The following is a 17925-nucleotide window of genomic DNA, read 5'->3' as shown; positions in this document are numbered from 1 at the left end:
CTTGGCAGACCGTGACCAGAAACTGACCAGCCGGCAGAAGGCGGCGATCTTCTGCATCAACATCGGCGTTGAGCGCTCGGCGAAGATCCTGAAGCACCTCCGGGACGACGAGATCGAGATGCTCACCGTCGAGATCGCCCAGTCCCGTAAGGTGACCCCCGAGGTACGGGACCAGGTGCTCACCGAGTTCATCATGGTGGCCACGGCTGATAAACACATTCGCACGGGCGGCATCGATTATGCCCGTGAGATGCTCGAAAAGGCGCTGGGACAGGAGCGGGCGCGCGACATCCTGACCCGCCTGACCTCCCACCTCCGGCGCCGTCCCTTCGACGCCGTGCGGCACACGGATCCGGTGCACCTGGCCTCGTTCCTGCAGAACGAGCATCCCCAGACCGTCGCCGTCATCATGGCCCACCTCGACGCGGACAAGGCGGCGCAGGTGCTGCTGGGCCTCCCGCCGGAGCGGCAGGCCGACATCCTCCGCCGGGTGGCCACGCTCGACCGCACGTCGCCCGAGATGCTGCGGGAGGCCGAGCGGGTCCTGGAACGGAAGGCATCGGCCATCGTCAGCCAGGAGTCGACGGCGGCCGGCGGCATCAACTGGGCGGTGGACGTCCTCAACCGGGTCGACCGCACCACCGAGAAGACCATCATGGGGTTGCTCTCGGCGGACGACCCCGACCTGGCCAGCGAGATCGCCCAGCGGATGTTCCTCTTCGACGACATCGTCAACCTCGACGACCGCACCGTCCAGCGGATCCTGCGCGAGGTGGACATGAACAAGGATCTGCCGCTCGCCCTCAAGGCCGCCAAGGAAGAGGTGTGGCGCAAGATCATGAACAACGTCTCCAAGCGGGCCGGCGAAGCCCTGCGGGAGGCCGTGGAGTACCTGGGCCCCGTGCGCATCCGCGACGTGGAAGAGGCGCAGGCCCGCATCGTCGCCCTGATCAGGCGGCTTGAGGAGTCCGGCGAGATCCAGATCGCCAGGGGTGGTGGCGCTGATGAGTACATCTAGGTCCGGCAAGCTCCCACCCGGGGTGGAGGTACGGGCCCCTTCGTGGCCGCAGCTCACGCCGCCCCCGCCGCCGCCTCCGCCGCCGCCCAGCCCGCCGAAGCCGGCCCGGCGGCCGGCGCCGCCGGCACCCGAGGAGCTGGAGGCGGAGAAGAAGGCCGCCGAGTCGGTGCTGGACGAGGCGCGGCTGGAAGCCGCCCGCATCCTGCAGTCCGCGGCGGAGGAGGCCGAGCGCGCCGAGGCCGCCGCCCGGGAGGAAGGCTTCCAGCAGGGTCGCCGGGAAGGGCTGGAGGCCGGCCGGGCCGAAGTGGAGGCCCTCCGGCGGGAGGCCGAGCTGGCGCTGGAGAACGCCCGGCTCCAGGGAGAGAACCTGCGACAGACCGCCGAGAAGGAGGCCGCCGTCACCCGCCTGGAGGCGGAGAAGGCGGCGGAGAAGCTGCTGGCCGATGCGCGGGAAGAGGCGCAGCGCATCCTCGAGGAGGCTCGCCAGCGCGCCGAGCGGCTGGTGCAGGAGCGGCTGGAGCAGTCGCAGGAGGCGCTGGTCCAGCTGGCGGTGGCGGCCGCGGCACGGCTCGTGCAGGGGCACCTGGCCGTGGAGCCCCAGTCGGTGGTGCGCATGGTGGCCGCCGGCCTGCGGCTGGTGAAGGACGCTCCCGCAACCGTGCGCGTGAACCCCGAGGACCTGCCGCTCTTGGAGGCGCAGCGCGCCGTCCTGGAGCGGGAGCTCGGGGCGGGGGCCCTCACGCTCACCGCCGATCCCGGGATGCAGCGGGGCAGCTACGTGGTGCAGACCCCGGTGGGCCAGGTCGACGGCGACCTGGAGCACCAGATCGAGCGCATGGAGGCCGCCATGCGTGCCGCCCTGGGAGGGTCTGAGGAATGAGCGCTGCACTGCCGTGGACCAGGCTGCGGCGGGCGGTGGAGCAGGTCGAACTGCTGCCCGTCGTCGGCCGGGTGACCGGCGCCGCCGGGCTCATCATCGAGTCGGCCGGCCCCAGGGCCAAGATGAACGAACTGTGCTGGCTGCAGGGCGACGGGCGGAGGGTCCCGGCCGAAGTGGTCGGCTTCCGGGAGGACCGACTGCTGCTGATGCCCCTCGGTGAGACCGACGGCCTGCGCCCCGGCTGGGATGTGATCGCCACCGGCGGCCCCCTGCAGGCGCCGGTCGGGATGGGGCTCCTGGGCCGGGTCATCGACGGCCTCGGCAACCCCATCGACGACAAGGGCCCCCTGATGGGCTGCGGCTTCCGCCCCATCCTCGGGCCCGCCCCCGACCCCCTGGCCCGCCAGCGCATCCACCGGCCGCTCAGCCTGGGCGTCCGGGCCCTGGATGCCCTGATTACGGTGGGCATGGGTCAGCGGATCGGCATCTTCGCCGGGTCGGGCGTCGGCAAGTCGACCCTGCTCGGCATGGTCGCCCGGGCCACCGCCGCCGACTGCAACGTCATCGCCCTGGTGGGCGAGCGCGGCCGGGAGGTGCGGGAGTTCATCGAGAAGGACCTGGGCGAGGAGGGGCTCCGGCGGTCCGTGGTGGTGGTGGCCACCTCGGAGCAGCCCTCCCTGGTGCGGATCCGGGCCGCGCTCATGGCCACGGCCATCGCCGAGTACTTCCGTGACGCCCACGGGCTCGACGTGATCCTGATGATGGACTCGGTCACGCGCCTGGCCCACGCCCAGCGGGAGGTGGGGCTTGCGGTCGGCGAGCCGCCCGCCACCCGGGGCTACACCCCGTCGGTGTTCGCCATGCTGCCCCGGGTGCTGGAGCGCTCGGGCACCGGCCCCGCAGGCAGCGTGACCGGCGTGTACACGGTGCTGGTGGACGGCGACGACATGAACGAGCCGGTGGCCGACGCGGTCCGCTCGATTCTCGACGGGCACGTGGTGCTCTCCCGGAAGCTCGCCAACGCCGGCCACTACCCGGCCATCGACCCGCTGCAGTCGGTGAGCCGCGTGATGCCCGACGTGACGACGCCGGAGCACCGGAAGCAGGCCCAGCGGCTGCGGGCCTTGCTCTCGGCCTACCAGGAGGCCGAGGACCTGATTCAGATCGGCGCCTACCAGCAGGGCACCAACCCCCTGGTGGACGAGGCGCTGGCCAAGATGGACCAGATCAAACGCTTCCTGATCCAGCCCGCGGACCAGCCCAGCACGATGGAGGAGGCCCTCCGGGGGCTCGCGGCGCTGTGCGGGGAGGATGCATAACCGATGAAGCGCTTCCGCTTTCGGCTGCAGCGGCTGCTGGAGATCCGGCAGCAGGAGACCAAGGTGGCGCTGAGCAACTTCGCCCGGGCCCGCCTGGCGACCCGCGCGGCCGCCATGCGGCTGGAGCAGGCCGCCGCCCGCCGGGCGGAATCCGCCCAGCGGCTGCTGGCCCGCCGGCAGGGGCGGATGACGGTGCTGGAATGGCGCCAGTCCACCGAACTGCACGAGGCCCTGGTGGCGGCCGAGTGGCTGGCGGCGGAGCAGCTTGCGGCGGCGCAGCAGGAGGAGGAGCGCCGGCGGTGGGAGCTCACCGAGGCCGAGCGGCGCGAGAAGGTGCTGGAGCGGCTGCGGGACCGCCGGGCCGCCGAGTTCGAGCGGGCGATGCTGGCCGCGGAGCAGGCGGCGATTGATGAGATGGCACAGACGGTCTATCGGGAGGGAGGTGGCCGACGATGAGCGCTGTGGCACCCGAGCCCACCAGTACGCCCGGGGAGGAGTTGCCCAGGAAGCGGCGTCTGCGCCTTCCCCGGCTGCGCCGGCGCCGGGCGGAGGAGGCGGGGGCAGAGCCACCGCCCAAGCCGCGCCGGCGGCCCAGGACCCGGCCGCGGCGCCCCCGGCAGCCGCCGTCCATCGCCGTCTACCTCACCCTCTTCGCCCTGCTGACGGGCGCAGCGGCCATCACGCTCCACCTCCGCCCCGACCTGATTCCCGGTCTGACGCCGGTGGAGGAGGCGCCCGGACAGGCGCCTGCGGATGCAGCCCCCTCTGCCGAGCAGCTGCAGAGGGCGGTGGAACTGGCACGGAAACAGGCGGACCTGCAGCAGCGTGAAGCGGACCTGAACCAGCGGGAGGCGGCGCTGCAGGAGCGGGAGGCCCAGGTGGACCAGCTCCTGGAGGAACTGGGGGTCGCCGACCGGTCGGGAGCCACGGCCGCGCAGACCGCCCGGCTCCTCACCGAAATGTCCCCCTACCGGGCAGCTGTCCTGCTCGCGGAGATGGGGAACGGCACGGCAGTGGCCGTTCTGAAGCAGATGAAGACGGACGACGCAGCGGCGATTCTGGCGGCGATGGAGGAGAACCGGGCAGCCGCGCTGCTGCGGGCCTATGCAGAGGAGGTAGAGCCGTGACGGCACCGATCGTGAGTGCGGGCGGAGCGCCCCAGGCCCCGGTGGCGACCCACGGAGAGGGCAGGCGCAGAAGCGAAGCTTCCCCGGCCGACGGCACCTTCGCGGCGGTGCTGGCCGCCCTGGCGCCTGCACAGGCGCCGCCTGACGCCCCCGGGGCCGGTGAGGTGGTTCCTCCGGGGCAGGCCCCGCCGGCCGGAGCCGGGCTCCCCGATCCGATCCAGGCGCTGTTGGGACCGGCCAGTCCGGCTGGCCCGCAGGCGATGCTGCCCGCGGCGCTTCCCGGGGAGGCCGCCGCGGCCCCGGACGGGCAGGCTGACGCCGCCGCGGCGCCGGCCGGCCTGACGGTCGAAGTGATCGCCGCGGAGCAGGCGGCGCCGGGGCAGGCCGGGCAGGATCCGCTGGCGAACCTGCTGCGGCCGCAGGGGCCGGAGCCCCCGGGCCCGGGGACGGGAGATCTGCCGGCCGGGTCGCCGGCACAGGGCGGCCAGGCGGCGCCGGCGGAGGCCGGTGAGGCCTGGATGGCGGCGCGGGATCGGCCGCAGCCGGCCGTCCTGCCCGATGGGGCCCCCGCCGGGCAGGCCGCGGAGGCCGACGCGGCGGCTGAACCCCCCGCAGGACCCGCACCGGCCGGGATGCCCGAAGGTAGGGCGAACCCCGCAGCTCTGGAGCCGCTCGCCGATGAGGGCTTCGCCGCGGGGGACGGCGCATCGGCCGAGGAAGGAAGTCCGCAGGGCACGGCGGTGCGGCAGGCGCCCGACGCCGCGCCGGCCACCGGGCCTGATCCGGGAGGCGGCGCCGAGGTTGCTGCCCGTCCGGCGGCGGTTCGGGGGCTGGAGCGGCTCACCGCCGGCCGGCTGCAGGCGGAGCAGCTGGTGAACGAGCTGACCCGGGCGCTTCCCGAACTGCCGGACGGCCAGTACCGGCTGACCCTGCGGCTGCACCCCGAGCACCTGGGCGAGGTGCGGCTGGAGCTGCACCTGAGCGGTCGTGAGGTGTACGCCGCCATGGAGGTGTCCACCGCCGACGCCCGCCAGGCGCTGGAGAGCCGGGGCGAGCAGCTCCGGCAGGGCCTGAGCGATGCCGGGTACCAGCTCGCAGGGTTCGAGGTGGCTACCGGCCAGGGGCGGCAGGCCCGCCAGGGCGGCGACGAGGATCCGGCGGGGTGGCCCCGGGCGTCCGGCCGCAGCGTGAAGGCGACCGAGGCCGCGGCCGCACCGGCGGCCGCTGTCGGGCGATCTGCCGGCCCCCGGAGCGGGCGGCTGGATACGTTGGCGTAGGAGGCGGTAGGCGATGAGTGTGAACGGCGTTCAAGGGGTCCAGCCGGGTACGGCCTCCGGCGCCGGGCAGACCGCTGAGAGCAGGAGGCCCACCGACCAGCTGGGCAAGATGGAGTTCCTGCAGCTGCTGGTCACGCAGCTGCGGTATCAGGACCCGCTCAACCCCATCGACGACCGGGAGTTCATGGCGCAGCTCGCGCAGTTCTCGGCCCTGGAGCAGATGACCGAAAACGTCCGCTGGGCGCGGCTCAGCTACGGGCTCAGCCTCGTCGGCGCCGCGGTGAAGTACTGGGGGAACGAGGGGCAGCCTGAGATCGGCATCGTGTACGCCGTCCGGATCGACAGCGGTGAACCGCTGCTCAATCTCGGCAACCGGGAGATCCGGCTCGAGCAGGTGATCGAGGTCGCACCGCCCAGCTTCGAAGAAGAGTAAGGGGAGGTAGTCTGGCATGCGTTCGCTGTACTCCGGCGTTTCGGGTATCCGCAGCCACCAGACGCGGATGGACGTGATCGGCAACAACATCGCCAACGTCAACACGACCGGCTTCAAGGCCAGCCGGGTCACCTTCACTGACGTGTTCAACCAGACGCTCTCCTCGGGTTCGGCCCTGACCAACCCGCAGCAGATCGGCCTGGGCGTGGCCGTGGGCTCCACGGACCTCATCACCGACGAGGGCGCCTTCCAGATGACCGGCCGGGCGTTTGACCTGGCGATTTCCGGCGCCGGCCTCTTCGTGCTGAAGGGCGCCAACGACGAGATTTTGTACAGCCGGGCGGGCATGTTCGACTGGAACCCGGACGGCATCCTGATCAACCCGGCCCTCGGGATGAAGGTGCAGGGCTGGATGGCCGTCGACGGCGTCATCGGCCGCACCGACCGGGCGACGATGCAGGACATCCAGATCGTCCGGGGCTCGGTCTCGCTGCCGGTCGCGACCACCCGCGCGACCTTCAAGGGGAACCTGGACGCGGCCGCAGAGGAAGACAGCACCTACGAGACCATCATCAACGCGTACGACTCCCTGGGCCGCGACATCCCCATCACGCTCCGCTTCACCAAGGGCGACGGCAACACCTGGACGGTGCAGTACTGGGATCCGGAGACCGAGGGCTGGTCTGACGAGCACACGCTGGCCTTCGGATCGGACGGCCGGATCCTGGGCCCTGAGGGTCCTAACGATGATGACCCGAGGCTCTGGACGATCACCATCACGGATCCCAACGACCAGGCGGACGACCTGGAGATCACCCTGGACTTCCGCAAGATCACCCAGGCCTACGACGCGTCCGGCTCCGGCGGCACCGCCCGTTCCACGGTGGAACTGGACACCCGCGACGGCCGGCCCATGGGCAGCCTGGAGGCGGTCTACGTCAACGAGCTCGGCGAGATCATCGGCCGGTACACCAACGGCGACTCCCGGCTGCTGGCCCAGATCGCCCTGGCCCACTTCAACAACATGGCCGGCCTCATCAAGGAGGGCAACTCCACCTTCGCCGAATCCCCGGCCTCGGGCGTGCCGCAGATCGGGACGGCCGGCACGGGCGGGCGCGGCACCCTGGTGCCGGGCAACCTGGAAGGGTCCAACGTCGACCTGGCGGGCCAGTTCACCGAGATGATCCTCACCCAGCGGGGTTATCAGGCCTCGGCGAGGGTCGTCAGCACTGCGGATGACATGCTGCAGGAGATCATCAACCTGAAGCGGTAAGTGCGGGTTCCTTACTGAACTAACCGATAAGAGGAGATTACACATGAACCGAGGGCTGATTACAGCGCTCGTCGCCGCCGTTGTCATCCTGGCGGTCGGCGTGGCCGGCCTCGCCGCCTACGTGATCTTCATCCTGCCGCAGAGCGGCGGTCTCGTGGCCGCCGGCGGGGGCGGGGGCACGGCCGTCGTGGCCGGCGAGCCGGTGCTGGAAGCGGCGTACTACGAGCTCGACGAGTTTGTGACCAACCTCGCGGACAAGGACCGGCTTCGCTACATCAAGTTCAGCGTGGCCCTGGGGCTGCGCAGCGGCAACTCCGAGCAGATCGCCCGGGACGCCGCCCCGCAGGTGCGGGACGTGGTCCTGAGCCAGGTCCGCGAGCTGACCGCGGCCGACCTGAGCGGCGCCGACGGCAAGGAGCGGCTGGCCCAGGCGATCAAGAACGGGCTCGACGGCCTCCTGCCCGGCCACGTGACCCGGGTCTACGTGACCGACATGGTGATCCAGTAGGGAAGGAGGGGCGATCGATGGCCAAGCACGGACTGACCCAGGAGGAGATCGCCGCCCTCTTCGCCCAGGCACGGCAGGGTGAGCAGAAGCCGGAGGCGGCCGCCTTTCCCGACCTGAACCCGGAGGGGTCGGCCCAGGGGGACCCGTCGCCGCTGGGGCTGCTCGCCGACGTGGAACTGGAACTGACGGTGGAGCTCGGCCAGAGCCGGCGGAGCCTGCGGGAGATCCTGGCGATGGGCCCGGGCTCGGTCCTGGAGCTGGACAAGCACGCGGGTGAGGCGGTGGATCTCCTGGTCAACGGTCAGCTGGTGGCCCGCGGGGAGGTCGTGGTGATCGGCGAGAACTATGGCATCCGCATCACCGAGCTGATCAACCCCGAGGGGAGCGCCGGCCGATGACCGGCACCGAGACCCCGGTCCAGGCCTGGCCCGGCGGCGGCTCGGGCAGTCTGCTGCTCTTCCTGTTCAGCGCGCTCCTGGTCATCGCGCTGGCCTTCGTCACCGTGCGCTGGCTGGCCCGGTGGCAGTTTCACATCGCCCGCGGCCGGCGGATGCGGGTGCTGGAGGGGCTGGCTGTGGGCCGCGACCGGTACCTGCTGCTGGTGCAGGTGGGGCAGGAGATCCTGCTCTTGGGCTCCGCTGAGGGCTCCATCCGGCTCATCCACCGCATCGACGACCCGGAGCTGGCGGCGGAGTGGCTGGCGGAGTCTCCGCCCGAGCAGGGGTCCCGCCCCACCAGCTTCGCGGGTGTGGAGGGCGCGGTGCGGGCCAACCTGGAGCGCATGCGTGAGCTTCTCGCGCGGAAGGGAGGGGGGCCGCATGCGTAGCGCACGGATCCTGCGCCCGCTGCTGCTCACCGCGGCTCTCCTGGCGCTGGCGGCGCCGGCCGCGCTGGCCCAGCCGCTGGAGATTCCCACCTTCGACTTCATCCGGCCCGCGGAGACGCCCCAGGAGGGGCTGCAGACGATGCAGCTGCTCCTCCTGCTCACGGTGCTCACGCTGGCGCCGGCCATCGTGATCCTCTGCACTTCCTTCACCCGCATCATCGTCGTCTTCGGCTTCATCCGCACGGCGCTGGGGCTGCAGCAGACGCCGCCGAACCAGGTGCTCATCGGCCTTGCGCTGTTCCTCACCGCCGCGGTGATGATGCCGACCTTCAGCGAGATCAACCAGACCGCCGTGCAGCCCTACCTGGCCGGGGAGATCGACCAGGTGGAGGCCATCGAGCGGGGGGCGCTGCCGCTGAAGGCCTTCATGCTCCGGCAGACCCGTGAGGCCGACCTCGGCCTGATGCTGGAGGTGAGCGGTCAACCGGCGCCGGAAGGGCCCGAGGACGTCAGCTTCCTCACCGTGGTGCCCGCGTTCGCCCTCAGCGAACTCAAGACCGCGTTCACCATGGGCTTTCTGATCTACCTGCCCTTCATCATCATCGACCTCATCACCGCCAGCCTCATGATGTCCCTGGGCATGATGATGGTGCCGCCGACCCTGATCTCGCTGCCCTTCAAGGTGCTGCTCTTCGTGCTGGTCGACGGCTGGCACCTCGTGGTGGAGTCGCTGGTCCGAAGTTTCACGGGATAAGGGGGGCGAAGGCACGTGACTCCGGAATTCGCCCTGGATCTTGCACAGGAAGCGGTGCGGGTTGCGCTTTACGTGGCGGCGCCCGTCATCGGACTCAGCCTCCTGGTGGGCCTCATCATCTCGCTGTTCCAGGCGACCACCCAGGTGCACGAGCCGTCGCTGCAGTTTGTGCCCAAGATTCTCGCGGCGGTGGCGGGTCTGGTCGTGTTCGGGCCCTGGATGCTCACCACCCTCATGGACTTCGCCCGGCGCGTGATGGACCTGCTGCCCCGGATGGTGCGCTGACGGCCGATGGAACAGCTCTACGCGCAGCTCGCCGCCCTCCTGCTGGGCGCTTCCCGGGCCATGGGCGTCTTCACCGCAGCGCCCGTCTTCTCCACCCGGTTCGTGCCGTTTCAGGTGCGGGTGGCCCTGAGCTTCGTGCTGGGATTCTTCCTCATGCCGGCCATCGAAGTGGCCCCCGGGCGGACGGAGGGGGTGCACCTGCTCACTGCCGCCCTGGTGGAGATGGTGGTGGGCCTGGTCATCGGGTTCCTGTGCCTGATGGTGATCAGCGTGCTGCAGATCGCCGGCGCGCTGATGGACCTGGAGATGGGCTTTGCGCTGGCGGGCCTGTTCGACCCGATCACCGGCCAGGGCGCCACGGTGCTGGGCAACCTGTTTCAGACCACGGCCCTGGTGTTCTTCATCGCCCTCGACGGCCACCACTGGCTGATCCGGGCGTTTGCGCAGAGCTACGCCCTGGTGCCGGCGGGCGGGCCGGTGGAGGGCACCGCCGGCGGTCTCTACGTCGCCCGGCTCTTCGGCGACCTGCTGGCGCTGGCTGTGCAGCTCGTCCTGCCCTTTGTGGCGGTCATGCTGCTCACCATGGTGGCGTTCGCGGTGCTGAACCGGGCCGTGGCGCAGCTCAACATCTTCGCCATCGGTCTGGGCACCAAGACCTTCGTAGGGCTTCTGCTCCTGGTGCTGCTGCTGCCGTTCTACGGGCGGCCGCTCACGGCCCTGTTCGAGGCCGGCTTCCGGGAGGCCCTGCGGATACTCGAGCTCATGCGGGCCGTGCCGGGGGGGTAAGCCGTGGACCTGCAGCTCTTTGCGGAGCGCACCGAGGAGCCAACGCCACGAAGGCTCCAGAAGGCCCGTGAGGAGGGCCGCGTCGCCCGGTCCACCGACCTGGTGGCCGGCCTGGGGCTGGTGGCAGCCACGCTGGCCCTGCGGGGCCTGGGCGGCTACAGCGTGCAGCAGGTGACCGGCGGCATGGTCGGCGCCTTCGAGACGCTCCGGCCGCTGGAGCTCACCCCCGAGACCACGGCGGCGGTCATGCAGGACTGGGCCCTGATCGGCCTGCGCGCGGTGCTGCCCATCGCCCTGGTGGTGGTGGCCATCGGCGTCGTCGCCGGCACCCTGCAGACCCGTTTCATCTTCACCCTGCGGGCCCTGGTCCCCCGGTTTGCCACGCTCAACCCCATCACCGGCCTCACCCGCATCTTCTCCCTCCGCACGGTGACCGAGCTGGTCAAGGGCCTGATCAAGCTGGCGGCCATCGGCTACATCGCCTACCGGAGCGTGCGGGGCCTGGTGCCGCAGTTTCCCAACCTCATCGCCCAGACCGTTCCGGCGGGGCTCAGCGCCATCGCCGATATGGTGCTCGACGTCATGCTGGCCGTGGGCCTGGCCTACCTGGTCGTCGGCGTGCTCGATTACGGCTACCAGTACTGGGAGTTCAGGCGGTCGATGCGCATGACGAAGCAGGAGGTCAAGCAGGAGCACCGGGAGCAGGAGGGCGCCCCGGAACTGAAGTCCCGGCAGCGGCAGCGCATGCGGGAGCTGGCCATGCGCCGCCGGGCCCTCAAGGAAGTGCCCGGGGCCGATGTCGTCGTCACCAACCCGACCCACTTCGCCGTCGCCCTGAAGTACGAGGCGGCCAAGGACGAGGCGCCCCGGGTGGTCGCCAAGGGCGCCGACCTGCTGGCGCTGGAGATCCAGAAGATCGCCCGGGCCCACCACGTGCCCCTGGTGGAGAACCGGACCCTGGCCCGGGGCCTCTACTACGACGTCGAGGTCGGGCGTCTCATTCCCCCCGAATACTACCAGGCCGTGGCCGAGGTGCTCGCCTTCGTCTACAACCTGCGGCGGCAGAGCCGGCAGGCCGGTCAGGAATAAATCCGTTGAGTCCGAGGTGAACGAGCTGTGACCAACCCGAGCGGCGCTCCGTCGATCCGGGTCTCCGACGTCGCCGTGGCCGGCGCCATGGTGGCCATGGTCACCCTGCTCATCGTGCCCCTGCCTGAGTTTCTGGTCGACCTGCTGCTCACGTTCAACATCGCGGCCGCGGTGGTGATCGTGCTGGTCTCCATCTTCACCGGCGAGGTCCTGCAGTTCTCGTCGCTGCCGACCCTGCTGCTGATCACCACGCTGTTCCGCATCACCCTCAACATCTCCACCACCCGCCTCCTGCTCACCACCGGCGAGGCGGGCGAGGTCATCCGCCGGTTCGGCCAGTACGTCATCGGCGGCAACACGGTGGTCGGACTCATCGTCTTCCTCATCCTCATCATCGTCCAGTTCATCGTGATCACCAAGGGCGCCGAGCGCGTCTCCGAAGTCGCGGCCCGCTTCACCCTCGATGCCATGCCTGGCAAGCAGATGTCCATCGACGCGGACCTGAACGCCGGCCTCATCACCGAGGCCGAGGCCCGGGCCCGGCGGCGGCAGATCGAGCGGGAGGCCGACTTCTACGGCGCGATGGACGGCGCCACCAAGTTCATCAAGGGCGACGCCATCGCCGGCCTGCTCATCGTCTTCATCAACCTGCTGGGCGGCTTCATCGTCGGCATGCTCCAGCACGGCATGACGTTTGCCGAGGCCTGGGGCCACTTCTCGCTGCGCACCGTAGGAGACGGCCTGGTGACCCAGATTCCGGCCCTCCTGATCTCCACCGCCGCCGGCATCGTGGTGACCCGGGCGGCCGACGAGTCCAGCCTCGGCATCGAGCTCACCCGGCAGCTGGGCGGCGACCCGAAGCTGCTCATGCTGGCCGGCGGCCTCATGATGGTCCTGGGCGTCATCCCCGGGCTGCCCACGGTGCCCTTTTTCGTCATCGGCGGCCTGATTCTGGGCATCGGGGCCGTCAGCTCCCGGTACCAGCGGGCCAGGATTGCGGCCGAGGTGCCCGAGCCCGAGCCGCTGCCCATCACCAACGACGTGGTGCCCGAAAGCCGGGTGCAGCTCACCCCGGTGGATCCGCTGGAGGTGGAGCTGGGCTATGCCCTGGTGCCCATGGCCGAGCCCGGCCGGGGCGGCGACCTGCTGGACCGGGTGGTGGCCGTGCGCAAGCAGGTGGCCGCCAACCTGGGGCTGCTCCTGCCCTACATCCGGGTGCGGGACAACCTCGCCCTCGGCCCGTACCAATACGTCATCAAACTGCGGGGCATCGAGGTGGGCTCCTACGAGCTGCAGCCCGACCGCTACCTCGCGATGGACCCGGGCGGCCTCGATGAGACCGTGCCCGGCCAGCCCACGGTGGAGCCGGCCTTCGGCCTCCCGGGGCTCTGGATCTCGCCGGCGGACAAGCAGCGGGCGGAGCTCATCGGCTACACCGTGGTCGACCCCGCCTCGGTGCTGGTGGCGCACCTCACCGAGGTCATCAAGGAGAACGCGCACCAGCTCCTGGGCCGGCAGGAGGTCAAGGGCATGGTGGACATGGTGAAAGAGACCCACCCGGCCCTGGTGGAGGAGCTCACGCCCCGGCTGCTGTCGCTGGGCGAGATCCAGAAGGTGCTCCAGAACCTGCTGGCCGAGGGCGTGCCCATCCGGGACCTGGTGCTGATCTTCGAGGCCCTGGCCGACTGGGCGCCGGTGACCAAGGACCCAGAGCAGCTCACCGAGAAGGTGCGGGTGGCGCTGGGGCGCACCATCGTGCACCACTTCGAGCTGGGGCCGGTCATCAAGGCCATCACCCTCGCGCCGGACGTGGAGCAGCGGCTCTCGGCCGCCGCCGAGAAGCGGGGTCCCGGACCCGGCCTGGACCCGCAGCTCGCGCAGGCCGTCATCAACGGCATCGCGCGGGAGGCGCAGGCGATGGCTCAGGCGGGCCACACCCCCGTGCTGGTCTGCTCGCCCGCCCTGCGGCCGGTGATCCGGCGCATCGCCCAGCACACCTATCCGCGGCTGATCGTGCTCTCGTACGCGGAGCTTGATCCCAGGCTTGAGATCGAGTCGGTGGGGGTGATCCGTGCATGATGCAGGTGAAGAAGTACATGGCCCCCACGTACGCGGAGGCCCTGATTCTGGCAAAGAACGAACTCGGCACCGACGCCGTCATCGTCGACAGCCGCAAGGTGCGGGTGGGCGGCATTTTCGGCCTCTTCGGCCGCGTGATGACCGAACTCACCGTCGCGGCCGATCAGCGGCCGCAGCCTTACCGGGGCGCGCGCCCGGCGGCACGCCCGCGCGGCGCAACCGCACCGTCCGGGGCGCCGGCTTCCGCGCAGCCCGCGCCCACGGTGCCGCAGGGGGTCTCTGCTGATGCGGCGCCTGCGGTGGTGCACGGGGGCCCTGCTCCTGCGGCTGCTGCGGTGCCGCACGGGGGCCCTGCTCCTGCGGCGCCTGCGGTGCCGCAGGTGACCTCTGCCGCTGGTGTTCCGCAGCCTGTCGCCGGCGCAGCCGCTTCTGCGAGCCCGGACTCCGGCCCCGCGCCCGCGCCGGAACCGGCAGCGGCTCCGGCGGCGGCCGTCTGGCCGGCGCTGTCGGATGCCGTCCCGGCAGCGCCTCTCTCCGGCATCCCGCTGCCCGGCAGCCCCGCCTCTGCGGTCCTGGCCCCCGGCAGCGCGGATCTGGCCGGCCTGCGCCGGGAGGTGGCCGACCTCCGGCAGGCGGTGACCCGGCTGGTGGAGGCGCGGCCTGACCCCGCCGCTCTGCTGGAGCTGAAGGGCTACGCCCGCAAGGTCTACGAGCGGCTGCTGGACGCCGGCGTGGCGGAAGGGCTGGCCCTGGCGATCAGCCGGAAGGTCGGCACCCACGCGACGAAGGGCAGGGCCCTTCTCCGGGCGGAGCTGAACCAGCTCATGGGCCCCGGCGCGCCGATCCAGGCGGAGGCCGGCCGCCGGAGGGTGGTTGCGCTCATCGGCCCCACCGGCGTGGGCAAGACCACGACGCTGGCCAAGCTGGCCGCGCACTTTGCCCTGGAGCGCGGGCTGAAGGTGGGGCTCATCACCGCCGACACCTTCCGCATCGCCGCCGTGGATCAGCTGCGCACGTACGCGGACATCCTGGCCATTCCCCTCTACACCGTGGAAAGGCCGACCGACGTCCACCAGGCTCTGGCCCACAATGCGGACGCCGATCTGGTGCTCATGGACACCGGCGGCCGGAGCCACAAGGACGAAGAGCGCATGGCGGAGCTGCAGGAACTCCTGGCGGAGGCGCAGCCCGACGAGGTGCACCTGGTGGTCTCCCTGAATACCAACCCGCGGGACGTCCGCCGCATGCTGGAGCGCTACCTGCCGCTGGGCGTCAACCGCTTCATCTTCACCAAGGCCGACGAGACCTCTGCCCCCGGACTGATGCTGAACATCCGGGCACAGTGGGACCTGCCGATCTCCTACGTGACCGACGGTCAGTCCGTGCCCGACGATCTGAGGCCCGCAGACAGCGTCGACTACTCCAAACTCTTCATGGGGGCGTAGCCCGATGTTCGATCAAGCCAGCCGTCTGCGCGAACTGGCCGCTGCCTACCGGAATCAGGCCGCGGGCCGGGCGCCCCGTCGCTTTGAGGCCATCGCGGTCACCAGCGGCAAGGGCGGCGTGGGCAAGACCAACCTGGCCGTGAACCTCGCCCAGGTGCTGGTGAAGGACGGCCATGAGGTGCTGCTGATGGACGTCGACCTGGGTCTGGCCAACGCCAACATCCTGCTGGGTACGGTACCCCCGTATCATCTGGGGCACTTCCTGCGGGGCGAGGTCGACATCCTGCAGGTGATCCACCGGACGGACACGGGCCTGAAGCTGATCGCGGGGGGCTCGGGCCTGGTGGAGCTGGGCAGCCTGACGGCGGCCCAGCTGCGCCCGATCCTGCGCTCCCTGGAGCGGCTGGAGGGCGAGGCGGAGTACCTGATCCTGGACACGGGGGCCGGGGTCGGCGATGCGGTGCTGGAGTTCGCCCTCGCGGCGGATCAGGTGCTGGTGGTCACCACGCCGGAGCCCACGGCCATGGCCGACGCCTACACGATGATCAAGGCCCTGGTCGCCCGGGATCCCCGGGCCCGCATCCGGCTCGTGGTCAACCAGGCGGAGCGGCCGGAGGATGCGCAGCGAGCAGCGGAGCGCATCGTCACCACGGCCCGCAACTTCCTGGGCGTCGAGGTGGTGCACCTGGGCACCGTTCCCCGGGACCCCCACGTGTGGCAGTCGGTGCGGCGCAGGGTGCCGTACGTGCTGGGCTACCCGGCGTCGCCCGCTGCCCGGGCGGTGGAGGCCATGGCCTCACGGCTGCTGGGGGAGCAGGTGCCGGCGCCGTCTGTACCGGGTTCGTTCTTCGGCCGGCTGGCGAGCCTTTTCGGCCGGCGGAGCAGCAGCCTCTAGAGGAGGGATATCCGTGACCGTGCAGCACCTGGAGCTGTGGCAGCGCTGGCGGCAGTCTCACGACACGGCTGCACGAGACGCCCTGGTCCAGCACTATCTGTGGCTGGTCCGCTACGTCGCGGGCCGGCTGATGGTGGGCATGCCGGACCACGTGGACCAGGGCGATGTGGAGGGGCACGGGTGCTTCGGGCTGCTGGAGGCGATTGCCCGCTACGACCCCGACCGGGGGGTCAGGTTCGAGACGTTCGCGATTCCTTGGATCCGCGGCGCCTGCCTGGAGGGGCTGCGGGCGATGCAGTGGGCTCCGGCCCTGCGCCGGCGGGTGCGGCAGCTGGAGAGGGTGCGGGACGAGTTGATGGCCGTCCTGGGCCGCGAGCCCTCCGCCGCCGAGCTGGCCGCGCACATGGGGATCTCGGTGGAGGAGGCGGACAAGCGGCTGCAGGAGGCCGGGACGCTCGCGGTGCTCTCGCTGGACGAGGCCCTGGCCTTCGATGACGGCGAGACCACGGCGCTCGCGGACCGTGTGGCCGACGACGAGGCGGTGGACCCGGAGCTGGAGAGCCAGCGGGCGGAGCGCCGGGAGATGCTGGCCCGGGCGATCGCGTCGCTCTCGGAGCAGGAGCAGCTGGTGATCTCGCTGATCTACCAGGAGGGGCTGATCGCGAAGGAGGTCAGCGAGATCCTGGGACTCTCGCAGGCCCGGATCTCGCAGGTGCACAGCAAGGCGATCCTGCGGCTCAGGGGGAAGCTGTCGCGGATGAAGCGGGATCTGGTGTCGTGAGCCGTGGGGTGTCGGCCGACCTGGGCCGGGAGCCGAGGCGGCGAGATGTGGGCTGTGAGTTGTGAGTGGTGAGAGCGGCTGTGAGCGCCTGTGTGCGGGGAGGGCGGCCGTGAGTGGTGAGCCGCGGCGAAGCCCTGTGCCCGGGAGTTGAAGGCGTGCCGGGTCGGCCCGTGCCGGAGCGTGGCCTCCGTTCGGCGGATGGAGGCCTCGTGGCGGAGAGTCTGGGGCATAACGGCGGTGCGCACGGGTGCGCTGCCCTGAACTGCGTGGATGAAACGTGAAATGCGCCTGAGGGGGTAGCCCATGGAGACCTTTCTCTATCTCGTCCTGGCCCTGGCAGCGGTCGGTGCGCTGGCCTACGCCGTCTACCAGGTGACGGTCAGGCAGCAGCGGATGCTGGCGGAGATCACCCGGCTGGAGCGGCTGACGGCCGAGGTGACCATGAGCGCCGAGGCCCTGCTGGATGAGATCGACCAGCGGATGGCGCGGCTCAACGACCTGGCCGCCCAGTTGGAGATCCGGGCGGTCGCCGAGGTGCAGGCGAAGGCGCGGTCCCGGGCCAAGTCCGGGACGCAGCCGCAGGCGGACGCGCCGCCGGACGGGCGTCCTCCGGCCCCTGCGCTGCCGGACGCCGGGGGCCAGGAAGCGCCTCAGCCGCAACCGGAGCGAGCGCCGGAGGTCGAAGCCGCCCAGCAGAAGCCGAAGCGAGGCCGGCGGTCCCGCGCCGGGGCTGGGAGCACAGCGGCGCCATCCGGTCCGGCGGCGGGCTCCCAGCAGGCGGGGGGCTCCCGGCAGGCTGCAGACTCAGGGCAGATAGCAAGCCCCGGGCAACCGTCGGAGCCGGCAGAGGCCCCTCCCGCGGAGCCTTCGCCCACGGAGCCGGCACGCCCCCAGGCCCCGGCCGATCGCTACGGCGACCTGCGCGAGGCGGTCTGGCGCCTGGCCGACGAGGGCAAGAGCCCTGTGGAGATCGCCGAGGCTCTTGGCGTGCCCCGGGGCGAGGTGCTGCTGCTGCTCAACCTCAGGGGCAAGAAGGCTCCACGTTAATATTGGGTGCATTGCGGCGAAAATGGGCCCTAGTTCGTGCAAAGCCATGCTGATTCGCCGCGAACTGGGTTAAACTTTGAGGCGTTTTGAGCCATGTAAGAAG

At 71.0% G+C, this 17925-nt stretch carries 20 protein-coding genes; all 20 read left to right on the top strand.

Going from position 1 to position 17925, the window contains the following annotated elements:
* Position 1 precedes the first annotated feature (1 nt).
* The 20 genes from fliG to ACZ5UM_RS02675 all read left to right on the top strand — a co-directional run bounded on the left by fliG (position 2) and on the right by ACZ5UM_RS02675 (position 17822).
* Positions 2-1018, top strand: a complete 1017-nt coding sequence (fliG, locus tag ACZ5UM_RS02770; protein WP_464846850.1) for a flagellar motor switch protein FliG — start codon at positions 2-4, stop codon at positions 1016-1018.
* Positions 1005-1898 carry a FliH/SctL family protein gene (locus tag ACZ5UM_RS02765; RefSeq protein WP_464846849.1) on the top strand — a complete coding sequence of 298 codons (894 nt, stop codon included), beginning with the start codon at positions 1005-1007 and terminating at the stop codon, positions 1896-1898. Before fliG ends, ACZ5UM_RS02765 begins: the two co-directional genes overlap by 14 nt.
* Positions 1895-3217, top strand: a complete 1323-nt coding sequence (locus ACZ5UM_RS02760; RefSeq protein ID WP_464846848.1) for a FliI/YscN family ATPase — start codon at positions 1895-1897, stop codon at positions 3215-3217. Before ACZ5UM_RS02765 ends, ACZ5UM_RS02760 begins: the two co-directional genes overlap by 4 nt.
* Before the next feature lie 3 nt (positions 3218-3220).
* Entirely contained in the window at positions 3221-3673 is a 453-nt protein-coding gene (gene fliJ / locus ACZ5UM_RS02755) for a flagellar export protein FliJ (RefSeq protein WP_464846847.1), read from the top strand.
* On the top strand, positions 3670-4344 hold the full coding sequence (locus tag ACZ5UM_RS02750) for a magnesium transporter MgtE N-terminal domain-containing protein (RefSeq protein ID WP_464846846.1): 675 nt from the start codon (positions 3670-3672) through the stop codon (positions 4342-4344). Before fliJ ends, ACZ5UM_RS02750 begins: the two co-directional genes overlap by 4 nt.
* Positions 4341-5621 carry a flagellar hook-length control protein FliK gene (locus ACZ5UM_RS02745; RefSeq protein ID WP_464846845.1) on the top strand — a complete coding sequence of 427 codons (1281 nt, stop codon included), beginning with the start codon at positions 4341-4343 and terminating at the stop codon, positions 5619-5621. The genes ACZ5UM_RS02750 and ACZ5UM_RS02745 overlap by 4 nt, the downstream gene beginning before the upstream one ends.
* 13 nt (positions 5622-5634) lie before the next feature.
* Positions 5635-6054, top strand: a complete 420-nt coding sequence (locus tag ACZ5UM_RS02740; protein ID WP_464846844.1) for a flagellar hook capping FlgD N-terminal domain-containing protein — start codon at positions 5635-5637, stop codon at positions 6052-6054.
* A gap of 16 nt (positions 6055-6070) precedes the next feature.
* Positions 6071-7327, top strand: coding sequence for a flagellar hook protein FlgE (locus tag ACZ5UM_RS02735; RefSeq protein WP_464846843.1), 1257 nt, complete (start codon positions 6071-6073; stop codon positions 7325-7327).
* Positions 7328-7370: 43 nt separating this feature from the next.
* On the top strand, positions 7371-7835 hold the full coding sequence (locus tag ACZ5UM_RS02730; RefSeq protein ID WP_464846842.1) for a flagellar basal body-associated FliL family protein: 465 nt from the start codon (positions 7371-7373) through the stop codon (positions 7833-7835).
* A 17-nt stretch (positions 7836-7852) separates the two neighbouring features.
* A complete protein-coding gene (gene fliN, locus ACZ5UM_RS02725) occupies positions 7853-8233 on the top strand; it encodes a flagellar motor switch protein FliN (RefSeq protein WP_011197108.1) in 381 nt (126 codons plus the stop codon).
* Positions 8230-8661 carry a FliO/MopB family protein gene (locus ACZ5UM_RS02720; protein WP_011197107.1) on the top strand — a complete coding sequence of 144 codons (432 nt, stop codon included), beginning with the start codon at positions 8230-8232 and terminating at the stop codon, positions 8659-8661. Before fliN ends, ACZ5UM_RS02720 begins: the two co-directional genes overlap by 4 nt.
* A complete protein-coding gene (fliP, locus tag ACZ5UM_RS02715) occupies positions 8654-9415 on the top strand; it encodes a flagellar type III secretion system pore protein FliP (RefSeq protein WP_464846841.1) in 762 nt (253 codons plus the stop codon). The genes ACZ5UM_RS02720 and fliP overlap by 8 nt, the downstream gene beginning before the upstream one ends.
* Before the next feature lie 15 nt (positions 9416-9430).
* The gene (gene fliQ, locus ACZ5UM_RS02710) at positions 9431-9700 is read left to right on the top strand and encodes a flagellar biosynthesis protein FliQ (protein ID WP_011197105.1); all 270 of its coding nucleotides are present in this window, start codon (positions 9431-9433) and stop codon (positions 9698-9700) included.
* A gap of 6 nt (positions 9701-9706) precedes the next feature.
* The gene (locus tag ACZ5UM_RS02705; RefSeq protein ID WP_464846840.1) at positions 9707-10486 is read left to right on the top strand and encodes a flagellar biosynthetic protein FliR; all 780 of its coding nucleotides are present in this window, start codon (positions 9707-9709) and stop codon (positions 10484-10486) included.
* A 3-nt stretch (positions 10487-10489) separates the two neighbouring features.
* Positions 10490-11575 (top strand): flagellar biosynthesis protein FlhB, encoded by a 1086-nt coding sequence (gene flhB / locus ACZ5UM_RS02700; RefSeq protein ID WP_464846839.1) that lies wholly within the window; start codon positions 10490-10492, stop codon positions 11573-11575.
* 27 nt (positions 11576-11602) lie between these two features.
* Positions 11603-13654 carry a flagellar biosynthesis protein FlhA gene (flhA, locus tag ACZ5UM_RS02695; protein ID WP_464846838.1) on the top strand — a complete coding sequence of 684 codons (2052 nt, stop codon included), beginning with the start codon at positions 11603-11605 and terminating at the stop codon, positions 13652-13654.
* A complete protein-coding gene (gene flhF / locus ACZ5UM_RS02690) occupies positions 13651-15099 on the top strand; it encodes a flagellar biosynthesis protein FlhF (protein ID WP_464846837.1) in 1449 nt (482 codons plus the stop codon). Before flhA ends, flhF begins: the two co-directional genes overlap by 4 nt.
* A gap of 4 nt (positions 15100-15103) precedes the next feature.
* Positions 15104-15994 (top strand): MinD/ParA family protein, encoded by an 891-nt coding sequence (locus ACZ5UM_RS02685; protein ID WP_464846836.1) that lies wholly within the window; start codon positions 15104-15106, stop codon positions 15992-15994.
* Positions 15995-16007: 13 nt separating this feature from the next.
* On the top strand, positions 16008-16775 hold the full coding sequence (locus ACZ5UM_RS02680) for a FliA/WhiG family RNA polymerase sigma factor (protein WP_464846835.1): 768 nt from the start codon (positions 16008-16010) through the stop codon (positions 16773-16775).
* 303 nt (positions 16776-17078) lie between these two features.
* On the top strand, positions 17079-17822 hold the full coding sequence (locus ACZ5UM_RS02675; RefSeq protein ID WP_464846834.1) for a hypothetical protein: 744 nt from the start codon (positions 17079-17081) through the stop codon (positions 17820-17822).
* Positions 17823-17925: the final 103 nt, after the last annotated feature.

The sequence above is a fragment of the Symbiobacterium ostreiconchae genome (assembly GCF_055396975.1).
The sequence above is the reverse complement of the archived record's forward strand: the minus strand, read 5'-3'. Positions and strand labels throughout refer to the sequence as shown.

Excerpts from the sequence above, each read along its gene's own strand:
- ACZ5UM_RS02765 (WP_464846849.1), top strand. The coding sequence starts at position 1,005 with ATGAGTACATCTAGGTCCGGCAAGCTCCCACCCGGGGTGGAGGTACGG.
- ACZ5UM_RS02760 (WP_464846848.1), top strand. The coding sequence starts at position 1,895 with ATGAGCGCTGCACTGCCGTGGACCAGGCTGCGGCGGGCGGTGGAGCAG.
- fliJ (WP_464846847.1), top strand. The coding sequence starts at position 3,221 with ATGAAGCGCTTCCGCTTTCGGCTGCAGCGGCTGCTGGAGATCCGGCAG.
- ACZ5UM_RS02750 (WP_464846846.1), top strand. The coding sequence starts at position 3,670 with ATGAGCGCTGTGGCACCCGAGCCCACCAGTACGCCCGGGGAGGAGTTG.
- ACZ5UM_RS02740 (WP_464846844.1), top strand. The coding sequence starts at position 5,635 with ATGAGTGTGAACGGCGTTCAAGGGGTCCAGCCGGGTACGGCCTCCGGC.
- ACZ5UM_RS02735 (WP_464846843.1), top strand. The coding sequence starts at position 6,071 with ATGCGTTCGCTGTACTCCGGCGTTTCGGGTATCCGCAGCCACCAGACG.
- ACZ5UM_RS02730 (WP_464846842.1), top strand. The coding sequence starts at position 7,371 with ATGAACCGAGGGCTGATTACAGCGCTCGTCGCCGCCGTTGTCATCCTG.
- fliN (WP_011197108.1), top strand. The coding sequence starts at position 7,853 with ATGGCCAAGCACGGACTGACCCAGGAGGAGATCGCCGCCCTCTTCGCC.
- ACZ5UM_RS02720 (WP_011197107.1), top strand. The coding sequence starts at position 8,230 with ATGACCGGCACCGAGACCCCGGTCCAGGCCTGGCCCGGCGGCGGCTCG.
- fliP (WP_464846841.1), top strand. The coding sequence starts at position 8,654 with ATGCGTAGCGCACGGATCCTGCGCCCGCTGCTGCTCACCGCGGCTCTC.
- ACZ5UM_RS02705 (WP_464846840.1), top strand. The coding sequence starts at position 9,707 with ATGGAACAGCTCTACGCGCAGCTCGCCGCCCTCCTGCTGGGCGCTTCC.
- flhF (WP_464846837.1), top strand. The coding sequence starts at position 13,651 with ATGATGCAGGTGAAGAAGTACATGGCCCCCACGTACGCGGAGGCCCTG.
- ACZ5UM_RS02685 (WP_464846836.1), top strand. The coding sequence starts at position 15,104 with ATGTTCGATCAAGCCAGCCGTCTGCGCGAACTGGCCGCTGCCTACCGG.
- ACZ5UM_RS02675 (WP_464846834.1), top strand. The coding sequence starts at position 17,079 with ATGGAGACCTTTCTCTATCTCGTCCTGGCCCTGGCAGCGGTCGGTGCG.